This is a genomic window from Castellaniella sp., assembly GCF_034674885.1.
Lineage (GTDB): Bacteria > Pseudomonadota > Gammaproteobacteria > Burkholderiales > Burkholderiaceae_B > Castellaniella.
On sequence record NZ_JAUCDS010000006.1, the window covers coordinates 1 to 19,822 of the forward strand.

The following is a 19,822-nucleotide window of genomic DNA, read 5'->3' on the forward strand; positions in this document are numbered from 1 at the left end:
CCGAACTGCATGAAAGCCGCACCGGCGACTGCCAGCAACTGGGCACCTTCATCGCGCAGCGGTTCCGCCCCACCGTACGCTACTGCGAATCCACCGATCAGCGCCTGACGCGCATCGGCGGCGCGGTGGCCCACCTGGGCAATCTGCTGCAGGCCCGGGTGCAGGTCGACATGGAAGAACAGAACAGCCAGATCCTGCAAAGCCTGAGCACCCGCGCCGACACCCAGATCAAGATCCAGAAGGCGGTGGAAGGCCTGTCCATCATCGCCATCAGCTATTATCTGTTCAGCCTGTTCAAGCTGCTGTACCAGGGGATCCTGACGCTGGGCGTCGACTGGTCGCCGCGTACCGCCCTGCTGACCAGCATGCCCGTTGCCGCCATCATCATCGGCGCCATCGCCTACCGCATCCGCAATGCCCGGCGGCACTGACCGAACCGTCCACACGACATCCATGCACACCGACACCCTTCACTTCCGCAGTTTCCTGTTGCTGCTGGCTGCCGTCTCGGTCGCCTTCATCAGCATCCTGCTGCCGTTCTACGCCGCCATCTTCTGGGGCGGCGTGCTGGCCGTGATCTTCAACCCCCTGCACCGGCGGCTGCTGCGCCTGCTGGGCGGGGACCGCCCCGGGTTGGCGTCCTTCCTGACAGTGCTGTGCATCACACTGATCGTGATCCTGCCGCTGCTGTTCATCGCCGGCGCCCTGGCCAACGAAGTCGCAGGTCTGTACACGCGCATCAACACAGGCCAGTTGAACCTGGGCCAATATTACGAACAGGTCGTGGCCGCCCTGCCCCCCTGGGTGCATGGCTGGCTGGATTCCTTCGGCGTGGGCGACCTGCTCAGCATCCGCGAGAAACTGTCAGCCGGCGCTCTGCAGGCCAGCCAGTTCCTGGCCAAGCAGGCCGTCAACATCGGCCAGAACACCTTCCAGTTCGTGGTCGGACTGGGCGTGATGCTGTATCTGCTGTTCTTCCTGCTGCGCGACGGCCCCAACACGGTGCCGGCGCTCAAGCGCCTGATTCCCCTGCGAGACGACCACCGGCACAAGCTCTTCCAGAAATTCGCCACGGTGGTGCGAGCCACCGTGAAGGGCAATATCGTGATCGCCGCCACCCAAGGCCTGCTGGGCGGCCTGATGTTCGCCTTCCTGGGCATCCAGGGATCGCTGTTCTGGGGGGTGCTGATGGCCTTCCTGTCCCTGCTGCCGGCCGTGGGGGCATCGCTGATCTGGGTGCCGGTCGCGGTGTACTTCCTGGTGACGGGCGCCTGGTGGCAAGGCATCACCCTGACGGTGTTCGGGGTGATGGTGATCGGCCTGATCGACAATCTGCTGCGTCCCGTGCTGGTCGGCAAGGACACCAAGCTGCCCGACTACGTGGTGTTGATTTCCACCCTGGGCGGCCTGTCGGTGTTCGGCCTGAACGGCTTCGTGATCGGGCCGTTGTTCGCTGCGCTGTTCATGTCCTGCTGGGACCTGTTTCCCGACGCAGTGGCGATGATCCAGAACGGCCGCCGGGCAGACGACGCCCAGCCGACTGCCGACCTGGCGACACGGGATCCGGACTGAGACCGGCGCGAGACATCAGGACAGCAGGATCGCCACGTTCACGATCAACGCCGCACCCCAGATGATGGACCGCACGGTCCCACGCCCAAGGGCATAAGCCAGGATGTACAGGATCCGCAGCACGACCCAGATGCCCATCAGGCCGGCCAGGCGATCCACCGACGCGCCCGCGTACAGGGCATACAGAACCGCCGCATAAAAGAACGGCAGGCCCTCGAACAGATTGGCCTGTGCGGCATTGGCGCGCGCCCGCCAGCCCTGCTGGGAGGCCAGCCAGGGTCGGGGGTCGTTGTTGTCGAACCGCTTGCCGCCCGCCTTGGCTGTGACGGCCGCAACATAGGGCAGCACAGCGGCCGCGATCATGAGGCCGGGAATCATGTCCATGGAAAGCACCTTTTTATTGAAAAAATTCCATGTATAATAGCTGGCTTTGGTGGGGTTCACCCCCTGCCAGATGGTGACGATTAACCATAATCGTCGTGGCCGGCTTAGCTCAGTTGGTAGAGCAGCTCATTCGTAATGAGAAGGTCGGGGGTTCGACTCCTCTAGCCGGCACCATATAAAACAAATACGATCAAGCCCCACGCGATTCATCGCCGGGGCTTTTTTGTTGCCGAATCGCGCAATATGGGGGCGTTCTGCAGCGGCGCATCCATCTGCCCGGCCATTCGCGGCATGCTGCGGATTCCGCCCCCATCACGCCGCCGTCAAGACCGGGATTTCTCCAGCCACTGAAAGATTCCCATACCCGCCAGCATGGCGGCCACGAACACGAAGGCCTGCCATTGCCCCGACCCCAGGCCGACCAGGGCCGGGCCGGGGCACAAGCCCACCAGCCCCCAGCCGATCCCGAACACCAGGCTGCCAACGATCAGGCGCCGATCCAGCTGACGAGCAGTGGGCAAAGCCAGCGGCAAGCCCAGGTAGGTCGTCGCGCGCCGGCGGGCTAGCCGGAAGGCCGCCAGGCCTGCCACCACCGCGCCGCCCATGACCAGCACCAGGGATGGATCCCAGGCCCCCGCGATATCCAGAAACCCCAGGACCTTCGCCGGTTCGGCCATGCCGGACACCAGCAGGCCGAGCCCAAAGACCAGCCCCGATAGAAATGCCGTGAAGATCGACATGATGTAGTCTCCTTACAAACCCAGGACATGCCGGACCGCATACACGGTCAGCATGCCGGCGCCGATGAAACACACCGTGGCCACCAACGAGCGCGGCGACAGACGCGACAGACCGCACACGCCGTGCCCGGAGGTGCAGCCGCCGGCATAGCGGGTCCCCAATCCCACCAGCAGGCCGGCAGCAATCAGGATGCCGGTCTCGGCATCGATGCGGATGGCGACCTCGTGCCCCGACCAGCGCGCCAGCACGGGCGCTGCCACCAGGCCGGCGATGAAGGCCAGCCGCCAGCCACGATCACCCGACCGCAACAGGCCGCCCAGCACCCCGCTGATCCCCGCGATGCGGCCATTGAGCAGGATGAGCGAAGCGGCAGCAGCCCCGATCATCAGCCCCCCGATCAGGGAGGACCAGGGAGTGAAGGCATTCCAGTCAATCATGATTGCGTTTCCGTCGGACAATAAATCGCGTAGAGCGTGGCCAGTATCTGCAGCAATTGCGGCTTGGCCACGCGGTAGAACACCTGCTTGCCGCTGCGCCGGGTAGCCACGACGCCTTCGGCGCGCAGGACCCCCAGCTGCTGGGACAAGGTCGGCTGATGGATGCCCAGCAGCGTTTCCAGTTCGCCCACGCTGCGTTCCCCCTGGGACAGCTGACACAGGAGCAGCAGGCGTTCCGGGTTGGCGAGGATTTTCAGGTCCGCCACCGCCAAGGCGGCAGCATCCCGCAAGCGGTCAGGATCGAGAGTATCGGCAGGCGCGGCCATTCAGCATTTCCAGAAAACAGGCTTGACTATAATATATCAACAAATATAATATCAATCAACATATTGATGGACGTTCACCCGTGTGCAGCTGATCATTTTGCGTGACATCCATCTTCATCCTGACCCAGGGGAAGCAGCCATGCCCATACAGATCCAGCCGTTTTTCGAGCCTGTCACCGGCACCGTCAGCTACGTGCTGGCCGACTCCGTCAGCCGTCAGGCAGCGATCATCGACCCCGTACTGGACTACGACTCGGCGGCCGGCCGCACCCGCACCACATCTGCCGACGACATCCTGGCGCACATCCGCGACCGGAGGCTGACCGTGCAATGGATACTGGAAACGCATGCGCACGCCGACCATCTATCGGCGGCCGCCTACCTGCGCCAGCAGGCCGGCGGCCGAATCGCCATCGGCGCCTCCATCTGCCAGGTGCAGCAGGTGTTCAAGACTCTGTACAACCTGGGGGCGGACTTTCCAACCGACGGCAGCCAGTTCGACCATCTGTTCGCCGATGGGGATACATTCCAGATCGGCACGCTGACCGCCACGGCGATCTTCGTGCCCGGCCACACGCCGGCCGACATGGCTTATCAGGTAGAGGACGCCGTCTTCACCGGCGACACCCTGTTCATGCCGGACCTGGGCACAGCGCGCGCCGACTTCCCGGGGGGCGACGCGCGCGCCCTGTACCGGTCGATCCAACGGCTATTGGCGCTGCCGGATGCCACTCGCCTGTTTGCCTGTCACGATTATCCGCCCGACACCCGCCCCGCTGCCTGGGAAAGCAGCGTGGCCGACCAGAAGGCGCACAACATCCATGTGCGCGACGGCATCACGGAAGACGCTTTCGTGGCGCTGCGCCAGGCACGCGACGCCACGCTGTCGGCGCCCGCCCTGATCCTGCCGTCATTGCAGGTCAATATCCGCGCCGGCGTGCTGCCGCGCGCCGAGGACAACGGGGTGTCGTACCTGAAGATCCCCGTCAACGCATTGCAATAGAGCCCAGGGCCCGAGCCAGCCAAGGATCAGAATGTCGAAGCGCAATGCCCGCCGCTGGGGGCCACGCCCGAACCCAGTGCAATCAGCGGAGGTTCGGCATGCACGTTGACCGGCGCGCTGTGCGCCCAGTCCCAGGCGAAAAATGCCACCATCAACACCCAGAAAGTCACGGCCAGCCATCGGTGATTCACGTTGCAGCCCTCCCTGAGGCATCGAGCGCCGACCGTAGCGTCGCATCTGTCATGTCTCGTCTCCCGATCAGAAGGCAAACCGGCGGCGCACCCGCACACCGATCAACGACCCCATGAACGCCATGGGCACCCAGATCCAGCCATGCAGGCTGCCGGTGGAAATGCCGCTGACCATGGCGCCGATGTTGCAGCCGAACGCCAGCCGCGAACTGTACCCCAGCAGCAGGCCCGCTCCCAGGCCGACCATCCACTGGCTGGCCGTCATGGTCTTTGCTGCGTGACGCGGCTTGCCCGCCGCGATCCACAGGGCGCCGGCCAAAATGCCGATGTTGGTGATCGAAGTCACGTCCAGGAACACGGATTGGGCAAGTGTCGCCGTGTTGACGGGCTCGCTCCAGAAGGCGTTGGCAGTCGGATCGAACAGATGAGCCGCCGTCGCCAGTTTCGCAGCCCACAGGCCAAAGCCATAGACGATGCCCCAGGGCTGGCCCGCAATCACCAGGTTCAACACCGCCAGCACCGCCAGCAGCACGGCGCCCACCAGCAGCTTGCGATCCCACCAGCCGTCCGTGCGCCCGGTCCAGCGGATGACGCCCCAGCCGACCAGCGCCAGCCCCGCCAGCGTCAGCAGCAAGGCGGCAGGCGCGCCGAAATGCGTCACCAGGCCGTAGGGCGGCAAGGCGCCCAGCGCCAGCCATCGATCCAGCGTGGCGGATCCCAGGAAACTGCCGATGGCAAACAGCGGCAGGATCGCCATGTTCATGGGAATGCCCAGGCCGGCCTTGTACAGGGTGCCCGATCCGCAGCCGTCAGCCACCTGCATGCAGGCGCCGAACACGAAAGCGCCCACGATCAGGCTGATGCTGGGCGGCCCCAGGGCCGCGCCCAGGTCTGTCGGATAGGCCGCCAGCAAGGGAATGGAGATGGCGGCCGCGATGGCCAGCAGCACCAACTGCGCCAGTACGCCCGATGGGTCGCGCTGTTCGATCAGCCGCCGCCAGCCCGTGGTAAAGCCAAAGCGCGCGCCGGCCAGCACGGCCCCCAGGCCGATGCCCACCAGAAACAGCAAGGCCTGGCGCAAAGCGACCGACCAGGCCAGGAAGATCAAAAAGGCGGTGATTGCCACCGCCAGGGGGAAACGTTTCATCATGGAGCGACGGCCCGATTAACCGAACAAGCCTTTGACCTTGTCCAGGATCTGGCTGCCGCGCCCGGGGACGTTGTCCATGGGGCGGGACGCGTCCTGCGACCATTCGGCCAGGGATTCCGGATACAGGCGGACATTTTTCACGCCCACGATTTCAGACAGGGCGAACCAGTCGGTGGCCGCCCAATGGCCGGTATTGCAGAAGGAAATGGTTTCAGCAGCCTGTTCCCCGGGCAGGAGTTCCGCAGCGATCTTGCGGGCCTGGTCGGCGGACACGAAAATCGAGGTGCCGGGCTGGAACCAGCGGCCGTTTTCCACATTGACGGCGCCCTGGATGGTGCCGGGCACCTGAGCCGTGGGCGCCTTGGCCTTGCCCAGATAGAAATCCAGCGGCCGGGCATCGACCAGCTTGGTCTGCGGGTTGCCCACCTGAGCGGCTACCTGATCGGTGGTCGCCAGGATCGAGTCATCGGGATGGGCCTGGAAGGCGCTGGCGGCTACCGTTGGCACCACCTGATCCTGCGGCAGGCCGGCATCGGCCCAGGACTTTTCACCGCCATTCAGGATCGACAGTTCCTTCAGGCCCAGATATTTCAATGTCCAATAGACCCGGGCAGAGGCGCCGAAATCCGTGCTGTCCGCCCCGGATGACACTACCACGGCGTGGACATTCTGGTCCACCCCCAGAGCCCGGACCTGCTGCGCCAGGCGGTCGACCGGCGGCAGCTGGCCGGGATTGTTCGCCGGACCACGCCACTGGGCATACGGCGCCGACACTGCGCCAGGAATATGTCCCGCCGCGTAGGCGTCCGCCGGACGGATATCGATGATGCGCACTGCGGGCTGCTGATGCAAGCCGCTGAGTTCAGCCGGCGTCAGCAGCGGCTGGGCCGCCCAGGCGCTGGACGTGGCAGCCAGAGCCAGGGCCGCACCGCCGAAAAAGGCAGACAGGACGTTCATGATGAAAACCGTGAAAGTGAAGGAATCAGGCGATCATTGTCCCAGATCCGATCTGACGGCTGGCGATACCTATAAAACCCGTGGTTATATAAAACGAATCAAGCCCGCAGCGGTCCCGCCTGATTGGCCGGGATCACCTGGATGATCTGCGCCGCGCTGTCCGTCGCGGCGGCCAGCGCCGTCTGAGCAGGTGCGCCATCGGCCCAGGCATGCACGAAGGCCGAGGCGAAGGCATCCCCCGCGCCGATGGTGGATTTTGCCGCCACCCGACGGGCTGCATGGAAATGCCCCTGATCACCGTCAAAGAACAAGGCCCCGCCCGACCCCAGCGTGACCAGAATGGATTGCCCGGGCCGGCGCGCCAGCCGGCGGGCCAGCGCCTGCGCCACATCGGGCGGCGGTGCATCGGTCTGCAAGCTGTCGTCCCCCATCAGTTTCGCGGCCTCGCGGGCGTTGACGCACAGCAGATCGGCCTGATCCCAGACGCCATGCAGGGCGGCAGGGTCGGACAACTGGCGCGCGCCCGGCGTCACGACCAGGCGAAACGAGCGCGAGGCCATGGCCCCCAGCGCGCCCTGCAGCCAGGTCTGGGATTCCAGCGACAGGCCGGTGACATACACCACGTCGGCCTGCTCCAGGCCGGGGAAACCCTGTTCGCCCACCCAGGCGCTGGCACCGCGCTGCGCGTAGGCCCGCGCTGCGCCCGAATCGTCCACCATGACTACGGCCTTGCCCGTGGGCAAGCGATGATCGGGGATAGCGGCGCGGATGCCCTGGCGCTGCAACAGATCGCGGATCAGGCCGCCTTCCAGATCGCGTCCCACGCAGGCATGGACCGTCACTCGAGCACCTCGCGCCGCCACGTTCAGCGCGGCATTGACTGCACCGCCTCCGGCGTACAGGCCGATGTGGTCCACGTCCTGCTTGGCCCCGCGCATCGGCTGGACGGTGGAAACGACGATGTCGACGATGGCAGCGCCAATGGTGGTGAATTGCATGGTGCGGGTTTTCCCTAGGCAGTACACTGCAGGACTGAAAGATTCCCGCCATTATTCCATGCCTCACCCCCCTCGGCAGCACGCCCGCGCGCAGCGCCCACCCACGGCGCCTGGCCTGGTGATCCTTGCCCTGGCCATCGGCGCTTTTGCCATCGGCACGACCGAATTCGCCACCATGAGCCTGCTGCCCTATTTTGCGCAGGACCTGGGCATCGACGCCCCCACAGCCGGGCATGTCATCAGCGCCTACGCCCTGGGCGTAGTGGTGGGCGCGCCCCTGCTGACCGTGCTGGCCGCTCGCATGGCGCGGCGCACACTGCTGATCGGCCTGATGGGACTGTTCGCCCTGTTCAACGCCCTGTGCGCCTTTGCGCCAAACTACGAATCGCTGCTGGTGCTGCGGTTTCTCAGTGGCCTGCCGCACGGCGCCTATTTCGGCATCGGGTCTCTGGTGGCGGTGTCCCTGGTGCCGCACAGCCGACGCAACCAGGCCGTCGGCCGCATGTTCCTGGGCCTGACGGTAGCCACCATCATCGGGGTGCCGTTCGCCAACTGGCTGGGCCACGCGCTGACCTGGCGCTGGGGCTTCGGCCTGGTAGCCCTGTCGGGGCTGCTGACCATGATCCTGGTGGCGCGGTTGGCGCCCTACAGCCCGCCCGAACCCGGCGCCAGCCCGTTGCGCGAACTGGGCGCGCTGAAGCACCTGCAGGTCTGGCTGACCCTGGCCGTGGGCGCGATCGGCTTTGGCGGCCTGTTTGCCGTCTACACCTACCTGGCCGACATCCTGCTGGAAGTCACCCAGGTTTCGCCATCCGTCGTGCCGCTGGTGCTGGGGATATTCGGCATCGGCCTGACCGCAGGCAACATCCTGATTCCCTGGTTGGCGGACAAGGCCCTGCTGCCCACGGCCGCCGGCCTGCTGCTGTGGAGCGCCGCGATGACGGCGCTGTTCCCCCTGGCCGCAGGTCAGCTGTGGTCGATTTCGCTGGTCGTGTTCCTGATCGGTTTCGGCGGAGCGCTGGGAACGGTGCTGCAGACGCGGCTGATGGACGTCGCGCGGCATGCCCAGGGTCTGGCCGCCGCGCTGAACCATTCCGCCTTCAACTTTGCCAATGCCCTGGGGCCGCTGCTGGGGGGCATGGCCATCGCCGGCGGCTATGGCTGGACCTCGCCGGGCTGGGTCGGAACCGGCCTGGCACTGGGTGGCTTTGCCATTCTGATGGTCTCCATGGCCATCGACCGCTACCGGGCCGGTCGATGGCCATCGGCCGCAGCCGCCCGCTGAGCCGGGGATTCGGGAACCACCCCGGCAAGCGCTCGGCTCGTCAGGCGGGGATCAACCCGTCGAAATCCGATGCGGCATGGCGTTCGCGCAGGCAACCCTCGGCCGTGCGGTTGACCAGCCGGCCGCGACGCACGGCCGGGCGCTCGGCCAGCTGATGCGCCCAGCGCAGCACATGGCGATAGTCCTGGGCCGACAGGAATTCTGCAGCGCCATACAACTGCCCCAGGACCAGCCCGCCATACCAGGGCCAGATCGCCATGTCGGCAATCGTATAGGCATCCCCGGCCACGAATTCGTGCTGCGCCAGCCGCTGGTCCAGCACATCGAGCTGGCGCTTGGCTTCCATCGCAAAGCGATTGATGGCGTATTCGATCTTGTCCGGGGCATAGGCGTAGAAGTGTCCCAGACCGCCGCCCACATAAGGCGCGCTGCCCACCTGCCAGAACAGCCAGGACAAGCATTCTGCCCGGCCTGCCGGATCGGCCGGCAGGAAGGCGCCGAATTTTTCCGCCAGGTGCAGCAGGATCGCACCGGATTCGAACACCCGGATGGGCGATGCCCCACTGCGGTCCACCAGGGCGGGAATCTTGGAATTCGGGTTCACCGAGACAAAACCGCTGCCGAACTGGTCACCTTCGCCGATCTGGATCAGCCAGGCATCGTACTGCGCGCCGGCATGGCCGGCAGCCAGCAGTTCTTCCAGCATGACCGTGACCTTGATGCCGTTGGGCGTGCCCTGGGAATACAGCTGCAGGGGGTGTTGGCCCACCGGCAGTTCCCGTTCATGCGTGGCGCCCGACACGGGGCGATTGATGCTGGCGAAACGCCCGCCGCTGGGTTTTTCCCAGACCCAGACCTTGGGCGGCACGTAGTCGGACGACTGATTCATGATGCAGGGACTCCTCTTGGGGGGCCGGCAGCGCCGGCGCGATTTTCCACGACAGCAACCCGGCTGACGCCGGCTTGCATGCGAAAACGGTCATCAATAATGCGGCGGGCGTTCGTCCTGCAGGCTGCGTGGTCCGGACGGCCCTTCGGGCCCCTGCTGCTGGCGCAGGGCCGATAGTTCGCGGGCCAGGACCTCGATCTGCTGCTGTTGGCGAAACACCGCCTGGTTCAGGCGATCCAGCAGATCATCGGCATAGGTAGCCTTCAGTTCCAGTTCAACGATGCGCGCTTCCAGCGCCGTGTGTTCAGACATGCAGCGACTCCCGACAAGCTTCTATTACAGCACAGGCGCCGAACGCCCCTGGGGCCACCCTCGGTCCGGGGGCGGCAAGCACGATCACACGGCCAGGAAATCCGCCAGCAGCCCCGTCATCACCTTCGTGGCGCCCTTGAGGTCGTCGAGCAGGATATGTTCGTCAGCCTGTTTGGCGCGCGATTCCAGCACCGTGCGCGGCCCCGCCCCGTACATGACGGTGGGAATGCCGTGCTCGGCATACAGGCGGGCATCGGCATACAGCGGCGTGCCCACGGCGGGAATGTCCTCGCCGAACACGGCACGCGCATGCTGTTGCAGGCTGGCGACCAGTTTCTCATGACCCGGCAATGGGCGCAGCGCGCGCGCCAGCAACAGGCGGCGCACGGATACCGTGATGCCGGGCAGGCCCTCGACCGCTGACTGGATGAACCGGCGCACCTGGGCCTCGACCTGCTCGGGATCTTCTTCCGGGATCAGGCGGCGGTCCATCTTCAGCACCACCTGCCCCGGCACCACATTGGTATTGGTGCCGCCTTCGATGCGGCCCACGATCATGGTCGGATTCGTGATGCCTTCGATGGCCGAATGGATATCGTCCAGGGCCGCCGCCTGGCGGTAGATCTCCGCAAGAATGCGGCTGGCGGCCTGCAGGGCATCGTGTCCGGTCTTGGGCGCCGACCCATGCGTCGCCTTGCCATTGACGGTGACTTCAAACTGAAGACAGCCATTGTGGGCCGTCACCACTGCGTAGCTGAAGCTGGCGCACACCGCGTAGTCCGGGGTGCTCAGGCCATGTTCCAGCAGCCAGCCCGGGCCCTTCAGGCCGCCGAATTCTTCGTCGTAGGTAAAGTGCAATTCCACCGCGCCTTTCAGGGGCGCGCCGCTGTCCTCCAGCGCCCGCACGGCATGCAGGTAGGTGGTGAAGTCGCTCTTGGACACGGCCGAAGCACGGCCGTACAGTCGGCCGTCCACCACTTCGCCGCCATAGGGGTCGTGGGTCCAGCCATCGCCTGGAGGCACCACGTCGCCGTGCGCATTCAGGGCGATCACCGGGCCTCCCGGCGCGTATTGGCGGCGTGCGATCAGGTTGGTGATGCTGCGCATGCCATAGGCCCGCATTTCATCGTCGGGCACGGCATGGCGTTCCACCTGCCAGCCCCAGCCTTCCAGCACAGCGGCCACGGCTTGGGCATGCGCGGCGGTATCGCCGGGCGGCGTATCGGTCGGGATGCCGACCAGGCGCTGCAGCAGCGCCACCTGTTCATCGAAATGCCCATCCACCCAGGCATGCAAGCGGGCGGTCAGCGCACGATCCGCAGATGCATTCGTCGTCATTCATGGTCTCCTGAAAAACAGGCGCCCGCAGGCGCCTGTATCGATCAATGGCCAACGGCCCCGATCAGCGGGCCAGGCGGCCCCAGATGCGCACGCGGCTGATGCCGCCGTCGGGGAACATATTCACCCGCACGTGCGACACCGGCCCCACGGGCTGCAGGACGGCGCCTTCGTAGAAGTGCTGCTTGTCCATCTCGGTTTTCTGTTCGCCCAGCACCGTGGGCCAGAACATGGCTTGCGTGACCAGCGACTGGTCCGTGGATTCCTTGACCAGGGCGCCTTGCACCGACACGCGATCGGGATAGTTGCCCTTGAAGTGGGCGGTGTCGATCTCGATCTTCTCGACCGTGACCGGATGGCCCAGTTCGATGATGACCCAGTCATTGCCCGGCTCGCGGCGGCGACGGGTTTCCCAACCGTCGCCCATGTTGGCGCCACGGCCCGGGGTCAGCAGCGGCATGGGCGAGCCGAAGTGCGAATCGTTGTAGGCCACGATACGCCCGCCGCTGGCCAGCGCCGACACTTCGTACAGGGCGGCGGGGTCCTTTGCATCCCAGTTGCAGGCCGGCTGGCCGTACACGCGCAGGCGCGCCACGCCACCGTCCGGGAAGATATTCAGGCGCAGGTGCGTCCAGACGCGCTCGTCGGCGATTTCCACGAAATGGTGCGAATGCCCCTGCAGGGATTTGGCGGGGACGATTTCCACCCATTCGGTGGCGTCGCCAGGCTCGCCTTCACAGTAGGCCACCTGCACCGATGCCGCCGGCGGGAAGTTGCCGGTGAAATGGCTGGTGTTGATGTCCAGGCCCCGGATCGTACCGGGCAGGCCCAGTTTGACGATGGCGGTGTCGTTGCCGCCATTGCGCCGGCGCTGGGTTTCCCAACCGTCCATCCATTTGCCATGGTCATCGAATTTGCCGACGATGAACACCGGTTCGGAATCCTGCAGCATGCGCGAGGCGCCGGCGAAGAATTCATCCGTGCAGGACACGACCTTCGCACCCAGTTTTTCGCTGGCCAGGTTCGGGTGACGGGTGGCAAACGCCGGCAGATCGACGGCAGGGGCGTCGATCACGGTACCGACGGGCAGATTGGAAGAAGCCATGGTTATACGCTCCAGATATTCAGAATGAACCCATGCGGGCCGCAGCCCGCATGGCAGGACGCCGGGGGGATTGTCCCCGCCGGCACGGCGGCGGCCTCAGGCCGCCTTGAAGGGGTGTTCCTTGACCCAGTGACGGGCGATGTCGGCACGGGTGGCAATCCACACCCGATCGTGTTTCTGGATGTGGTCCAGGAAACGCTGCAGACCGGCAAAGCGTGCCGGGCGGCCCGTCAGGCGGCAATGCAGGCCGACGGACATCATCTTGGGCGCGGTCTCGCCTTCGGCGTACAGCACATCGAAGGCATCGCGCAGGTAGTGGAAGAAATGATCGCCGGTATTGAAGCCCTGCGGCGAGGCGAAGCGCATGTCGTTGGTGTCCAGGGTATAGGGCACGATCAACTGAGGGTGCGTCTTGCCGTTGCCCAGATCCACTTCGGTCCAGAACGGCAGGTCGTCGCCGTAGTAATCGGCGTCATACAGGAATTTGCCTTCTTCAGCGACGATGCGCAGGGTGTTGGGGCTGTCACGGCCGGTGTACCAGCCATCGGGGTGGCGGCCCAGCAGGCGGGTGACGATCTCCACGCAGCGCTGGAAATGTTCGCGCTCGACCGATTCGGGCACGTCCTGGTAGTGGATCCAGCGATAGCCATGGCAAGCGACCTCGTGGCCCAGTTCGACGAAGGCGCGCGCGGCTTCCGGGTGGCGCTCCAGCGCCATGCCCACGCCAAACACGGTCAGCGGCAGGCCGCGACGTTCGAATTCCCGCAGGATGCGCCAGACGCCAGCCCGTGATCCGTACTCATAAATCGATTCCATCGACAGGTGGCGAGCCGGATAGGCTGCCGCGCCGATGATTTCCGACAGGAACTGCTCGGATCCGGCATCCCCGTTGAGCACGCAGTTCTCGCCACCCTCTTCGTAGTTCATGACGAACTGCACGGCCACGCGGGCCTGGCCGGGCCAGTTGGCCTGCGGCGGCGTGCGGCCATAGCCGATCAGGTCGCGCGGATAACGGGTGTCTGTCATGAAGAGTCTCCTGATGAATGAATATCGGCTGCGATCGCCCTTGGGTGTCAGCGCCGCACACTGAAAGCCGACCAGGGGTCGGCGCCGGCTTGCGACGGCGCATCCATCCGCTGTTCGCAATCCTGCAAATGGTGATCCATGGCCGCCCGCGCGCCCTGCGGATCGCGTTGCCGGATGCGGTTCAGGATGTCGCGGTGCTCGACGTAGGAGCAGGCGCTGCCTTCGGGGCTGCCGCCCAGGGCGATGATCAGCGTCGTGCGGGCGCACAGGCCCGACAGCATGTCCGTCAGCACCTGGTTGTCCAGCAAACGGGCCAGTTCGACGTGAAAGGCATTGGACAGGCGAATCCAGCTGATCCGGTCGCCTTGTTCGTAGGCCCGCTGTTCGCGGTCCACCATGTCGTCCAGCGGCGCCAGGCGCTGATCGATGTCATCCAGGACGACCAATTGATCGATGGTGATGCCTTCCAGTGCGCGCCGCATGGCGAAGACGTCGCGCACTTCCTTGGGCGTGGCCTGCCAGACCCGTGCACCGCGATTGGGCTCGATCAGCACGACCTTGTCATAGGCAAGCTGCGCCAGGGCGGCCCGCACGGTGCTGCGCGAGCAGTCGAAGATCGAACACAGCGCCGCCTCGGTCAGCTTGGCGCCAGGCAGCAGGCGGCGGTCCATCGCGGCATCGAAAATCTCGCCGTAGACGCGATCGACTTCGGACGGATTGCTGGCGGTCTTGGGATTGCGCAGGGAAGAGGCCCGGGGGGCCTTCAATTCCGGCGAAACGCCACGCGGAGTTTTCAACTGGAGCATCGGTACGCACGACCCGAAGGCCGAAACATCATCAACAAAAATTGTTGACAATTATTGGGGATCACGCGAGAATCGTCAACACAAATTGTTGACAATATGTCGGACGCCTGGCCGGACCTTCTCCACACCCCCCTGCCGGCGCCGACGCAAACCATCCTGCCCCGAGGCGCTCCGTTCCCACGCGATCGCCTCGCGAACCGATACCGGGTATCGGGACGGCCATACCGGGGGCCTTACTGGCAGGATACTGACCGGGGATCAATCTCATGGGAAAACTTTCCACCCATGTCCTGGACACCGTACACGGTGTGCCGGCTCAGGGCGTCGCCCTGGAACTCTATCGCCTGGACGGCGATACCCGCACCCTGCTCACACGGACGGCCACCAATCACGATGGCCGCTGTGACGCGCCTTTGCTCAGCGGCGATGCCCTGGTCAAAGGCACCTACGAGCTGACCTTCCATGCGGGGGACTACTTCGCGGCCAAGGGCGTGGATCTGCCCGAACCGCGTTTCGTGGACGTGGTGGTGCTGCGTTTCGGCATCGCCCACCCGGACCAGAACTATCACGTGCCGCTGGTCGTGACGCCCTGGACCTGGTCCACGTATCGCGGCAGCTAAGCCGCCCTTGTCCCGAATCTACCGAATAAAACAAGAGGAGACCTAGCCATGGAAGGCTTTTTCCTGGAATACGGCAACCTGCTGCTGCGCTGGCTGCACGTCATCGCCGCCATTGCCTGGATCGGCGAATCGATCTATTTCGTCATGCTGGACCTCAGCCTGCATGCGCCCAAGGGCGAACACAGCAAGAAACTGGGCGTCTACGGCGAAATGTGGGCCGTGCACGGCGGCGGCTTCTACCATAACCAGAAATACCTGACCAACCCGGCCGAGCTGCCCGCCGATCTGCACTGGTCGTTCTGGAAGGCCTACACCACCTGGCTGTCGGGCTTTGGCCTGTTCATGCTGCTGTATCTGCTGCGGGCCGACATCTACCTGGTCAACCCGGCCAGCCCCTGGGAATGGGCCCGCAACATGAACGGCACCGAAGCCGGCATCCTGGCCGTGCTGTTCCTGGTGGTGGGCTACAACGTGTATTCGCGCCTGTGCCGCATCATCAGCCCGACCGTGAACCACGATGGCTGGTTGAGTGTCGCCGTGGGGGTCATGATGGTGGTCGTGGCCTGGCTGACGACCCAGATCTTCCCGGGCCGCGCAGCCTTCCTGATCACCGGCGCCCTGATGGCCACCTGCATGTCGGCCAGCGTGTTCTTCTGGATCATTCCCGGCCAGCGCCGGATGGTCAAGGCCCTGAAGGCCGGCGAAAAACCCAATCCGCTGGACGGCGCCTGGGGCAAGCAGCGTTCGGTGCACAACACTTATTTCACGCTGCCGGTGATCTTCCTGATGCTCAGCAACCACTATTCATTCACCTACTCGAATGAATACGCCTGGGTCATCATGTCGCTGTTCATCTTCGCCGGGGCCGTGATCCGCCAGTATTTCGTGCTGCGCCACACCGGCAAGAACGACCTGCGCTATCCGGCGGCCGGCATCATCATGCTGGCCCTGATCGGCTGGATCGCCGCGCCGGCACCAGCCACCGCCCCGGCTGCCGCGCCGGCCGTCAGCCAAGCCGGCAGCGCTTCTGCGGCCGCGTCGGCGGTCACGGTGGAACAGGTCCACGGCATCATCGCCGCCCGCTGTGTGGAATGCCATTCGGCCAAGCCCACCCAGCCCGGCTTTGCCGCCGCCCCGGCCGGCATCATGCTGGACACCACGGCCGAAACCCTGCAGCACGCCGCGCAGATCAAGCAGGTAGTGGGCAACCGCTACATGCCGCTGGCCAACCTGACCAAGATGACCGACGAGGAACGCGCGGTCATCGCCGCCTGGAACGGGCAGTAAGACAGCGCCGCGCATCGGATGGCACAGCTACCCGATGCGCTGGCGCATCATCCACTGGCGCGGGGTCATGCCCAGTTCGCGCCGAAAGGCCGCCCGCAGCGCCTGCCCGTCGGGAAAGCCGCTCTGGGTCGCCGTCAGTTCGATGGGATTGCCCTCGGCCAGCAGCGCCTGCGCCCGCATGAGCCGCGAGCGCCGCAGCCAGCCGCCCAGATTGTCTCCAGTGCGCGCACGGATGTGGCGGCCCAGGCTGCGGGGACTGGTCCCCGCCTGCCTGGCCAGCACCTCGAACGGTGGCACACCGACCGGATCCACCCGCAGCCGATCCAGCAGATCCGCCACTCGATGCTCGGTCAATGTAGCCGGCGTCGGGCGTTCGATCAGCTGCGGATGGCCGCCGCCACGCTGTGGGGCCACCACCATGCGGCGAGCAACGCGATTGGCCTCGGCCTGGCCGGAAATCCGCGCCAGCAGATGCAGGCAGCAGTCCAGGCCGGCCGCCATGCCGGCCGACGTGACGACCGGGCCTCCGTCCACGAAGATCGCGCCGGGATCGACCTGCACGCGGGGGAAGCGCTGCGCAAAGGCCGGCACGCACGCCCAATGCGTCGTCGCCCGACGATCGTCCAGCACACCGGCCTGAGCCAGGCCAAAGGCGCCCAGGCACAGACCGGCGACCAGGGCACCGCGCTCGACAGCAGCGCGGATGACTTGCACGATAGGGTCGGGCACCAGTTCGTCCGCATCGCGCCAACCTGGCAGGATCAGCAGGTCGGCGGCCGAGGCCGCATCCAGCCCGTTCGGAATCCGGACCATCAGGCCGCCCTGGGTCGCAACGTCGGGCCGATCGGCGCAGACCTCCACGCGATGGTCGCCGTCGGCAAAGGGTTCCCCGAAGACCGCAATCGGTGTCGAGAGCATGAAGGGGCTGATGGCCTCGTAAGCGATGATGGCAATGCGCATTGGCTGAATTTAATTGAAATATGGCCATCCAGCCAGTCGATCCGAAGGGCATCCCCCCATAAGATGTCCTGGACATTCACCCAGGAGAAGCCACATGCCCCGCGCACTCGTCGTCATTGACGTCCAGAACGACTATTTCCCCGGCGGGGTGCTCCCGCTGCACGCCGCCCAGGAGACGGAATCCCGCATCGCCCAGGCCATCGCCACAGCCCGGCAGGCAGGCGAGCGCGTCGTGCTGGTGAGGCACGTTTCGCCCCTGAAAACCGGCCTGTTCGCGGCGGACAGCCACGGCGCCGAGATCAGGCCCGCCATCCGCGCTGCTGCGGGCGACGCACCGGTGGTCGTCAAGCAGTTCGCGGACGCGTTCCAGGAGACCGATCTGGCTACACATCTGGGCGGCATCGACACGCTGCTGGTGTGCGGCATGATGACCCAGAACTGCGTGGTCTTCACGGCCATGTCGACGGACGCGCAATCCTTCCGGGTCACCGTGCTGGAAGACCTGTGCGCCGCACCGTCGGACATCGTGCACCGCATCGCCCTGAACGCCCTGAGATCCAAGCTGACGGTATGCCCATCCAGCGAGATCTGGGCCTAGAGCACCATGCTGTGCGGCCCAGGGCCGCACAGCATTGAGGATCAATAGCGGTTGGGCTGGCAGACGAACCCCAGGCTCAAGCCCTCCGGCGAGGCCAGGGACCCGCTTTCCGCAATCTGGACTCCGACATAACCCGACGGGCAGCTGCAGGCGCCCGTCATCGGGTTGTGCGTCGATTGCCCGGTAGCGCTGAAGCAACCCCGGCGGCTGCTGAGCATGTAGCCGCCGCCCGCCGGACGCGCCAGATCCTGCCAGACGCCCTGACGGCAGATCAACAGCCCCGCATGGCGATCATCCCGACCCACCCCGCCTTCCATCGTGCAGGGCGTGTTGCTGATCTTGCCGTGTTCCAGCACCAGGCCATCCTGTGCCTGCAGCCAGGCACCGCTGCGCACGGAGCCTCGGGCCGACGCGTCCCCCTGGAAATCTGGATCACGAGCATCCCGGACCCGCAGGAAATCTGCGTGATCTCCTGAATCCCCGCCCCCGCCGGGTGTGGAATCATCGCCCACCACCACCCAATCGGCAGCCAGCGCAACGCCTCCTGACGGCCAGGGCTCTCCGGGAGGCAGGCCCAGGCGGCGGCCTGCGCCTCGGAAATGCTGCGGGTCATTTGGCCAGAGCACCAGGCCGCGCCCCTGGGCAGCCAGCAGCCATTCAGCCACCAGGGTCTCGTCGACGCGGCCATCCGGCCGCAGCAAGCCCGCGCGAGTGCCGACCAGGGCCTGCACCCGGCAGGGAGACTGCGGGCAGGCACCTGTACGCGACACCCGCAGCGCCAGCGTCTGTTGCAAAGGGCCGGCGTTCCGCCAACCCGGGGGCAGCAGCCCGGCCGCCTGCAATTCCGCCCAATCCGGCGCCGTCCAGTCGGCGATCCCCTCGACGGCCAGCGCCTGCGGGGTATCGGCCTGCTGCAGGGCAGCGGCATGCTGGCGCAGGTAGGCCTGCGCCGCAGCCTGGACGGGCTCCATCCAGGCTGCCAACGCCTGCGCCTGCAAGACCCGCGCCTTCTGTGCCCATTCCTGCCCGGCCCAGACCGCAAGGGCCAGGCCCAGCGCCGCCACCAGCATGAATTCCAGCAGCAGGGAGCCGCGCTGCGCGCGCCGGTCAGCGCACATGGAACACGAACTGATTGGCGTCACCCTTGGTGCAGGCCGACTCGGCGGCCAGGGCGCTGTAAGGCGTGGCGTCGTCCTTGACGGTGCGCGCTGCGCCGCCGTCGGCGCTGACCGTGATGCGCTCGGCCACCCGTTGCAGCACCGAGGCGATCGAAGGGCAAGCCACATGATTGACCCGCAGCAAGCGCAGCAGGAAACCCGCGCCGGCCTCATCGGGCTCGACCTCGATGGTGCCGCCGCCCCCCAGGCCATGCAGGATCGTCCCATCCGTCGCACGCGTCAGCACGGTCGAGTCCGCCACCATCGACACCAGGTTCGTCGTGCCGATCTCGGCATAGGGTGGATCACCCGAGGTCCCGGCATTGATGCGTGTGTGCATCACGAAGCGCGCCAGTTCCTGGCCGACCTTGGGCACCTTGTTTTCCAGCACATATCCGCCGATGGCCGGGATCCCGATCACAGCGATCAGCAGCACGATCGCCGTGACGATCGACACTTCGATCAGCGAGAATCCCCGCTGCGACCGCCGATGTGCCGCGACGGGCCGATCAGTGACCCCCCATTCACCCCCCAGCGCCTGGGCCTGCGCCCCCCGCTCCGCCCGACCGGCGCTGCGACGGCGCCCCCGACGACGGACTGCATGTCCGGCCCCTTCCATCCGCTGACGATCTTCGTGCTGCATAGTGCCCCCTTGCCGCTTCCAACGGCTTTGAAGCCCG

24 protein-coding genes and 1 tRNA gene are annotated in these 19,822 nt (G+C 65.8%); 8 read left to right on the forward strand and 17 right to left on the reverse strand.

Going from position 1 to position 19,822, the window contains the following annotated elements; translation table 11 throughout:
- Together VDP74_RS05380 and VDP74_RS05385 are read left to right on the forward strand one after the other, a co-directional pair.
- The coding region (locus VDP74_RS05380; RefSeq protein ID WP_322998603.1) for a DUF3422 family protein at positions 1-431 on the forward strand (431 nt) is incomplete at its 5' end.
- Positions 432-453: 22 nt separating this feature from the next.
- The gene (locus tag VDP74_RS05385) at positions 454-1,572 is read left to right on the forward strand and encodes an AI-2E family transporter (protein WP_322998604.1); all 1,119 of its coding nucleotides are present in this window, start codon (positions 454-456) and stop codon (positions 1,570-1,572) included.
- Between the two features lie 15 nt (positions 1,573-1,587).
- Here VDP74_RS05385 and VDP74_RS05390 read toward each other — a convergent pair whose 3' ends face one another.
- The gene (locus tag VDP74_RS05390; protein ID WP_322998605.1) at positions 1,588-1,956 is read right to left on the reverse strand and encodes an MAPEG family protein; all 369 of its coding nucleotides are present in this window, start codon (positions 1,954-1,956) and stop codon (positions 1,588-1,590) included.
- Between the two features lie 98 nt (positions 1,957-2,054).
- Between VDP74_RS05390 and VDP74_RS05395 the strand changes: the two genes are divergently transcribed.
- Positions 2,055-2,130, forward strand: a tRNA-Thr gene (locus VDP74_RS05395).
- Between the two features lie 149 nt (positions 2,131-2,279).
- On the opposite strand, the gene VDP74_RS05400 is transcribed toward VDP74_RS05395, so the two are convergent.
- From VDP74_RS05400 to VDP74_RS05410, 3 genes are read right to left on the reverse strand one after another with little or no spacing between them, the layout of a single operon-like run.
- Entirely contained in the window at positions 2,280-2,696 is a 417-nt protein-coding gene (locus VDP74_RS05400; protein WP_322998606.1) for a DUF6691 family protein, read from the reverse strand.
- 12 nt (positions 2,697-2,708) lie between these two features.
- Complete coding sequence (locus tag VDP74_RS05405) at positions 2,709-3,137, reverse strand: YeeE/YedE family protein (protein WP_322998707.1); 429 nt, start codon at positions 3,135-3,137, stop codon at positions 2,709-2,711.
- Positions 3,131-3,460: a metalloregulator ArsR/SmtB family transcription factor gene (locus VDP74_RS05410; protein WP_322998607.1), complete on the reverse strand. Its 330-nt coding sequence runs from the start codon at positions 3,458-3,460 to the stop codon at positions 3,131-3,133. Before VDP74_RS05410 ends, VDP74_RS05405 begins: the two co-directional genes overlap by 7 nt.
- Before the next feature lie 139 nt (positions 3,461-3,599).
- Between VDP74_RS05410 and VDP74_RS05415 the strand changes: the two genes are divergently transcribed.
- On the forward strand, positions 3,600-4,463 hold the full coding sequence (locus VDP74_RS05415) for an MBL fold metallo-hydrolase (protein ID WP_322998608.1): 864 nt from the start codon (positions 3,600-3,602) through the stop codon (positions 4,461-4,463).
- A gap of 26 nt (positions 4,464-4,489) precedes the next feature.
- Here the strand turns inward: VDP74_RS05415 and VDP74_RS05420 are convergent, their stop codons facing one another.
- The 4 genes from VDP74_RS05420 to VDP74_RS05435 all read right to left on the reverse strand — a co-directional run bounded on the left by VDP74_RS05420 (position 4,490) and on the right by VDP74_RS05435 (position 7,759).
- Positions 4,490-4,654 (reverse strand): hypothetical protein, encoded by a 165-nt coding sequence (locus VDP74_RS05420; protein ID WP_322998718.1) that lies wholly within the window; start codon positions 4,652-4,654, stop codon positions 4,490-4,492.
- Positions 4,655-4,721: 67 nt separating this feature from the next.
- The gene (locus tag VDP74_RS05425) at positions 4,722-5,801 is read right to left on the reverse strand and encodes a YeeE/YedE thiosulfate transporter family protein (protein WP_322998708.1); all 1,080 of its coding nucleotides are present in this window, start codon (positions 5,799-5,801) and stop codon (positions 4,722-4,724) included.
- An 18-nt stretch (positions 5,802-5,819) separates the two neighbouring features.
- Positions 5,820-6,761, reverse strand: coding sequence for a sulfurtransferase (locus VDP74_RS05430; protein WP_322998609.1), 942 nt, complete (start codon positions 6,759-6,761; stop codon positions 5,820-5,822).
- Between the two features lie 98 nt (positions 6,762-6,859).
- A complete protein-coding gene (locus tag VDP74_RS05435; protein ID WP_322998610.1) occupies positions 6,860-7,759 on the reverse strand; it encodes a carbohydrate kinase family protein in 900 nt (299 codons plus the stop codon).
- Positions 7,760-7,817: 58 nt separating this feature from the next.
- Here VDP74_RS05435 and VDP74_RS05440 point away from each other — a divergent pair, with 58 nt between their 5' ends.
- Entirely contained in the window at positions 7,818-9,044 is a 1,227-nt protein-coding gene (locus VDP74_RS05440) for an MFS transporter (RefSeq protein WP_322998611.1), read from the forward strand.
- Positions 9,045-9,084: 40 nt separating this feature from the next.
- Here the strand turns inward: VDP74_RS05440 and yghU are convergent, their stop codons facing one another.
- The 6 genes from yghU to VDP74_RS05470 form a co-directional block, all read right to left on the reverse strand.
- Positions 9,085-9,933 (reverse strand): glutathione-dependent disulfide-bond oxidoreductase, encoded by an 849-nt coding sequence (yghU, locus tag VDP74_RS05445; protein WP_322998612.1) that lies wholly within the window; start codon positions 9,931-9,933, stop codon positions 9,085-9,087.
- A gap of 93 nt (positions 9,934-10,026) precedes the next feature.
- Entirely contained in the window at positions 10,027-10,245 is a 219-nt protein-coding gene (locus VDP74_RS05450) for a SlyX family protein (protein ID WP_322998613.1), read from the reverse strand.
- An 84-nt stretch (positions 10,246-10,329) separates the two neighbouring features.
- Entirely contained in the window at positions 10,330-11,583 is a 1,254-nt protein-coding gene (locus VDP74_RS05455) for a M20/M25/M40 family metallo-hydrolase (RefSeq protein WP_322998614.1), read from the reverse strand.
- A gap of 64 nt (positions 11,584-11,647) precedes the next feature.
- A complete protein-coding gene (alc, locus tag VDP74_RS05460; protein ID WP_416232941.1) occupies positions 11,648-12,655 on the reverse strand; it encodes an allantoicase in 1,008 nt (335 codons plus the stop codon).
- A 129-nt stretch (positions 12,656-12,784) separates the two neighbouring features.
- Positions 12,785-13,714 (reverse strand): allantoinase PuuE, encoded by a 930-nt coding sequence (gene puuE, locus VDP74_RS05465; RefSeq protein ID WP_322998616.1) that lies wholly within the window; start codon positions 13,712-13,714, stop codon positions 12,785-12,787.
- 47 nt (positions 13,715-13,761) lie between these two features.
- On the reverse strand, positions 13,762-14,520 hold the full coding sequence (locus VDP74_RS05470; protein WP_322998617.1) for a GntR family transcriptional regulator: 759 nt from the start codon (positions 14,518-14,520) through the stop codon (positions 13,762-13,764).
- A 266-nt stretch (positions 14,521-14,786) separates the two neighbouring features.
- Between VDP74_RS05470 and uraH the strand changes: the two genes are divergently transcribed.
- Positions 14,787-15,140, forward strand: a complete 354-nt coding sequence (gene uraH, locus VDP74_RS05475; protein WP_322998618.1) for a hydroxyisourate hydrolase — start codon at positions 14,787-14,789, stop codon at positions 15,138-15,140.
- 48 nt (positions 15,141-15,188) lie between these two features.
- Entirely contained in the window at positions 15,189-16,427 is a 1,239-nt protein-coding gene (locus VDP74_RS05480) for a urate hydroxylase PuuD (RefSeq protein WP_322998619.1), read from the forward strand.
- A gap of 27 nt (positions 16,428-16,454) precedes the next feature.
- On the opposite strand, the gene VDP74_RS05485 is transcribed toward VDP74_RS05480, so the two are convergent.
- Entirely contained in the window at positions 16,455-17,387 is a 933-nt protein-coding gene (locus VDP74_RS05485) for a GlxA family transcriptional regulator (RefSeq protein WP_322998620.1), read from the reverse strand.
- 94 nt (positions 17,388-17,481) lie between these two features.
- Between VDP74_RS05485 and VDP74_RS05490 the strand changes: the two genes are divergently transcribed.
- Positions 17,482-17,985, forward strand: a complete 504-nt coding sequence (locus VDP74_RS05490) for a cysteine hydrolase family protein (protein ID WP_322998621.1) — start codon at positions 17,482-17,484, stop codon at positions 17,983-17,985.
- A 41-nt stretch (positions 17,986-18,026) separates the two neighbouring features.
- Here VDP74_RS05490 and VDP74_RS05495 read toward each other — a convergent pair whose 3' ends face one another.
- Entirely contained in the window at positions 18,027-19,103 is a 1,077-nt protein-coding gene (locus tag VDP74_RS05495) for a hypothetical protein (protein WP_322998622.1), read from the reverse strand.
- Positions 19,093-19,785, reverse strand: coding sequence for a type 4 pilus major pilin (locus tag VDP74_RS05500; protein ID WP_322998623.1), 693 nt, complete (start codon positions 19,783-19,785; stop codon positions 19,093-19,095). Before VDP74_RS05500 ends, VDP74_RS05495 begins: the two co-directional genes overlap by 11 nt.
- Positions 19,786-19,822: the final 37 nt, after the last annotated feature.

Bases quoted from the DNA above. Each gene is read 5' to 3' on its own strand.
- VDP74_RS05385 (WP_322998604.1), top strand. From the start codon at position 454: ATGCACACCGACACCCTTCACTTCCGCAGTTTCCTGTTGCTGCTGGCT.
- VDP74_RS05390 (WP_322998605.1), bottom strand. From the start codon at position 1,956: ATGGACATGATTCCCGGCCTCATGATCGCGGCCGCTGTGCTGCCCTAT.
- VDP74_RS05400 (WP_322998606.1), bottom strand. From the start codon at position 2,696: ATGTCGATCTTCACGGCATTTCTATCGGGGCTGGTCTTTGGGCTCGGC.
- VDP74_RS05410 (WP_322998607.1), bottom strand. From the start codon at position 3,460: ATGGCCGCGCCTGCCGATACTCTCGATCCTGACCGCTTGCGGGATGCT.
- VDP74_RS05415 (WP_322998608.1), top strand. From the start codon at position 3,600: ATGCCCATACAGATCCAGCCGTTTTTCGAGCCTGTCACCGGCACCGTC.
- VDP74_RS05425 (WP_322998708.1), bottom strand. From the start codon at position 5,801: ATGAAACGTTTCCCCCTGGCGGTGGCAATCACCGCCTTTTTGATCTTC.
- VDP74_RS05430 (WP_322998609.1), bottom strand. From the start codon at position 6,761: ATGAACGTCCTGTCTGCCTTTTTCGGCGGTGCGGCCCTGGCTCTGGCT.
- VDP74_RS05435 (WP_322998610.1), bottom strand. From the start codon at position 7,759: ATGCAATTCACCACCATTGGCGCTGCCATCGTCGACATCGTCGTTTCC.
- VDP74_RS05440 (WP_322998611.1), top strand. From the start codon at position 7,818: ATGCCTCACCCCCCTCGGCAGCACGCCCGCGCGCAGCGCCCACCCACG.
- yghU (WP_322998612.1), bottom strand. From the start codon at position 9,933: ATGAATCAGTCGTCCGACTACGTGCCGCCCAAGGTCTGGGTCTGGGAA.
- VDP74_RS05450 (WP_322998613.1), bottom strand. From the start codon at position 10,245: ATGTCTGAACACACGGCGCTGGAAGCGCGCATCGTTGAACTGGAACTG.
- VDP74_RS05455 (WP_322998614.1), bottom strand. From the start codon at position 11,583: ATGACGACGAATGCATCTGCGGATCGTGCGCTGACCGCCCGCTTGCAT.
- puuE (WP_322998616.1), bottom strand. From the start codon at position 13,714: ATGACAGACACCCGTTATCCGCGCGACCTGATCGGCTATGGCCGCACG.
- VDP74_RS05470 (WP_322998617.1), bottom strand. From the start codon at position 14,520: ATGCTCCAGTTGAAAACTCCGCGTGGCGTTTCGCCGGAATTGAAGGCC.
- uraH (WP_322998618.1), top strand. From the start codon at position 14,787: ATGGGAAAACTTTCCACCCATGTCCTGGACACCGTACACGGTGTGCCG.
- VDP74_RS05480 (WP_322998619.1), top strand. From the start codon at position 15,189: ATGGAAGGCTTTTTCCTGGAATACGGCAACCTGCTGCTGCGCTGGCTG.
- VDP74_RS05485 (WP_322998620.1), bottom strand. From the start codon at position 17,387: ATGCGCATTGCCATCATCGCTTACGAGGCCATCAGCCCCTTCATGCTC.
- VDP74_RS05490 (WP_322998621.1), top strand. From the start codon at position 17,482: ATGCCCCGCGCACTCGTCGTCATTGACGTCCAGAACGACTATTTCCCC.
- VDP74_RS05495 (WP_322998622.1), bottom strand. From the start codon at position 19,103: ATGTGCGCTGACCGGCGCGCGCAGCGCGGCTCCCTGCTGCTGGAATTC.
- VDP74_RS05500 (WP_322998623.1), bottom strand. From the start codon at position 19,785: ATGCAGCACGAAGATCGTCAGCGGATGGAAGGGGCCGGACATGCAGTC.